At 68.2% G+C, this 3213-nt stretch carries 4 protein-coding genes; 3 read left to right on the top strand and 1 reads right to left on the bottom strand.

From position 1 onward, the window contains the following. The first annotated feature begins 106 nt into the window (after positions 1–106). Positions 107–577, top strand: coding sequence for a GNAT family N-acetyltransferase (locus HX774_RS14035; RefSeq protein WP_255500461.1), 471 nt, complete (start codon positions 107–109; stop codon positions 575–577). Positions 578–783: 206 nt separating this feature from the next. Here the strand turns inward: HX774_RS14035 and HX774_RS14040 are convergent, their stop codons facing one another. Next, positions 784–2043, bottom strand: a complete 1260-nt coding sequence (locus HX774_RS14040; protein ID WP_178827693.1) for a DUF819 domain-containing protein — start codon at positions 2041–2043, stop codon at positions 784–786. 161 nt (positions 2044–2204) lie between these two features. Between HX774_RS14040 and HX774_RS14045 the strand changes: the two genes are divergently transcribed. Continuing rightward, positions 2205–2864, top strand: coding sequence for an aspartate/glutamate racemase family protein (locus tag HX774_RS14045; protein ID WP_370523641.1), 660 nt, complete (start codon positions 2205–2207; stop codon positions 2862–2864). Positions 2865–3037: 173 nt separating this feature from the next. Then, positions 3038–3213, top strand: a 176-nt coding sequence (locus tag HX774_RS14050; protein WP_178827697.1) for a nucleoside hydrolase, incomplete at its 3' end; no start/stop codon positions are given.

Below are 3213 nucleotides of genomic sequence, written 5' to 3' on the forward strand. Positions count from 1 at the left end.
AGGGGAGGGCGCGCGGCGTGGAGGTGCAGGGGCGGGATTTCCGGCGTCGCGGTTCTGGATTCTCGGCACAGGGCCGAGAATGACGATTAGAAAGAGGTTGGAAGACTTGATCCAGGATGACGCCATGCCGACCGCCCGCCCCTATCGCCCCGAAGATTGCGATGGCTGTCTGGCCCTGTTCGACAGCAATACGCCGCGCTTCTTTGATGTGAGCGAGCGGGACGGGTTTGTCGGCTTCCTGAAAGATCAGGCCCTGCGCTGGCCCTATCAGGTGATCGAGCTGGACGGGCGGATCGTCGGCTGCGGCGGCCATGCGGTGGAGGGGGACGGGGTCAGCGTGGCCCTGTGCTGGGGCATGGTGGACAACAGCCTGCACGGGCGGGGGCTGGGCCAGGTGCTGACCGAGGCGCGGATCGCGGCGGCGCGGGCGACGCCGGGGATCGCCCGCGTCATCCTGAACACCAGCCAGCATACGCAGGGCTTCTATGCGCGGTTCGGGTTCGAGGCGGAAAAGGTGACGCCCGACGGCTATGCGCCCGGCATCGACCGCTGGGACATGGTGCTGAAACTGGATTGAGGAGAGGGGGGGCGGTCCGGCTTCTCAGTCGGGGGGGCGTTAAGGCCGGACCGCCACAGACGACATCGGGGTTGGGGGGCGTCCGATGTGTCCGATGCAATAACAACGGACCTGAAACTTGGTTCCGCAAGAATTCGCGCGTTATCCATGATTGTTGAACGCGGTTCTTGAACTGGCGATTTCTTGCCCGGACGCCCCCGATTCCGTCAGCCTGCGCCGGCGATCTGCATCATCACCAGGCCGGTGAACCAGGCGGCGCCGGTGCCGACGATATAGCCCACGACCGCCAGCAGGACGCCGACCGAGGCCAGGGACGGGTGGAAGGCCGCCGCCGCCACCGGGGCGCTGGCCGCGCCGCCGATATTGGCCATGGAGCCGACGCCGAGGAAGAAGGCCGGGGCCTTGATCAGCCAGGCGACGGCGAACAGCAGCAGGACGTGAACCGCCATCCAGACCAGGCCGATCAGGAAGTAGGCGGGCGAATCAAGGATGGCGCCGATGTTCATGTTCAGGCCGACGGTGGCGACCAGGACATAGACGAAGACCGAGCCGACCTTGGCCGCGCCGGGGCCTTGCAGCTTGCGCGCCGGGGTGAAGGACAGGACCACGCCGATGACGGTAGCGATCAGCACCAGCCAGAAGAAGCTGGAGTCCAGCGACAGGCGCTGGGCCCAGGGGGCGTTGGCGCCGAACCAGGCCGACAGGGGGTCGGCCAGGGCGTGCGACAGGCCGACCGCGCCGAAGCCGACGCCGACGATGAAGATCAGGTCCTTCAGCGAGGGTATGCGGGCGTTTTCGGTCTCATAGGCCTCGGCCTTTTCGCGCACGCGGTCGACGGCGGAGGCGTCGGCGCGCAGCAGGCGATTGACGCGCACCTGGTTGGCCGCGATCCACAGCACGCCCGCCATCCAGATGTTGGCGACGATGACGTCGACGGCGATCCAGATGGAGAAGACGTCGGGGCCGGCGCCGTAGATTTCATACAGAGCGGTCTGGTTGGCCGAGCCGCCGATCCAGCTGCCGGCGACGGTGGCCATGCCGCGCCAGATGGCCTCGGGGCCGGCGCCCATCAGGTCGGGCGCGACCCAGCTGGTCAACAGCAGGGCGATGGGGCCGCCCAGCATGACGCCGAGCGTGCCGGTGAAGAACATGATCAGGGCTTTCGGCCCCAGGCGGAAGACCGCCGGCAGGTCCGCCGACACCGTCAGCAACACCAGGGCCGCCGGCAGCAGGAAGCGCGAGGCGATGAAGTAGAGGCGCGAGGTTTCGGGATCGACGACGCCGAAGGTGGTCAGCAGCGACGGCAGAAAATAGCAGAGCAGCAGGGCGGGCACGAAGGCGAAGAACCGCTGAACCCCCTTGTTGGGCAGGCTGGAGGCCCAGAAGACCCCCGCCAGAATGACGGCCAGAAGGCCCAGAACGACGGCGTCGTTGGTGATCAGCGCGGCGGCTTTTTCAGCTGGCATGGAGTGAGCGTCTTCCCCGAATCGTTGCGCGCATAAGCACGGCGCCGCGAGGATATGGCAATGCGACGATGTCGCGCGGCGATATTGCGCGGGGGGCCGGGATGGGCGAAGCGAGCGCACAGGTCCCGGCGTCGGGGTCGAGTGAGCGGATGAGGTCGGGCGTGAAGACTCTGGGTGTTCTGGGCGGCATGGGACCGGCGGCGACCGTGGCCTTTCTGGCGCGGGTGCAGGCCCTGACCCCGGCTCAGGGCGACGAAGACCATGTGCGGGTGGTCATGGACATGAACCCGCAGACGCCGAACCGGCATACTCAGCCCGAGGCGGCGGGGCGGACCCTGGGCGAGATGGCGCTGCGGCTGAAGGCGGCGGGGGCCGAGGTTCTGGCCATGCCGTGCAACACCGCCCACGCCCATGCCGCGGCGATCCGGGCGGCGGGGCTGCCCTTCGTCGACATGGTGGCGGAGACGGCCAAGGCGGCCAAGGCGAATGGCGCGACCCGGATCGGGGTGCTGGCGACGCCGGGGGGCGAGGCGCTGTATTCGGCTGCGTTGGCGGCTGAGAGCGTGGAGATGGTGCGGCTGTCGGACGCCGACCGGGCGCGATTCATGGCGGTGGTGGCCGGGGTCAAGGCGGGCGATGTGGGACCTGAGCAGAGGGCGGCCATGCGCGACCTGGCGGCGGCCCTGGTCGCGGCGGGGGCCGAGGGCGTGATCGGCGGCTGCACCGAGGTGCCGCTGTTGCTGGATGCGGCGGACGTGGCCGTGCCGCTGACGGATTCGGCGGAGGTGTTGGCGCGGGTGTGCGTGGGGATGTGTCTTTAATCGGCCCTTCTCCCCTTGCGGGAGAAGGTGGCCCGGCAGGGCCGGATGAGGGGTTTTGCGACGTTGGCCGCTGCTGAATTCGAAGCGTGCGCGACCCCTCATCCGTCTGCCCTCGGGTCAAGCCCGAGGACAGCCACCTTCTCCCGCAAGGGGAGAAGGACTAAAGCGGGTGGGTGAAACAGTCTCTCATCATTGATTGCGACCCCGGCGTGGATGACGCCACGGGGTTGCTGACCGCCTTCGCCTCTTCCGATCTTGACCTGCTGGCCGTGACCACGGTCGGGGGCAATGTCAGCGCCGCAAAGACGGCGAGGAATGCGCGTATCCTGCGCCAGATCGCCGGGCGCGA

Origin of the sequence: Brevundimonas sp. P7753 (assembly GCF_013386595.1) — a bacterium.
GTDB classification, from domain to species: domain Bacteria; phylum Pseudomonadota; class Alphaproteobacteria; order Caulobacterales; family Caulobacteraceae; genus Brevundimonas; species Brevundimonas bullata.

Excerpts from the sequence above, each read along its gene's own strand:
- HX774_RS14040 (WP_178827693.1), bottom strand. The coding sequence starts at position 2,043 with ATGCCAGCTGAAAAAGCCGCCGCGCTGATCACCAACGACGCCGTCGTT.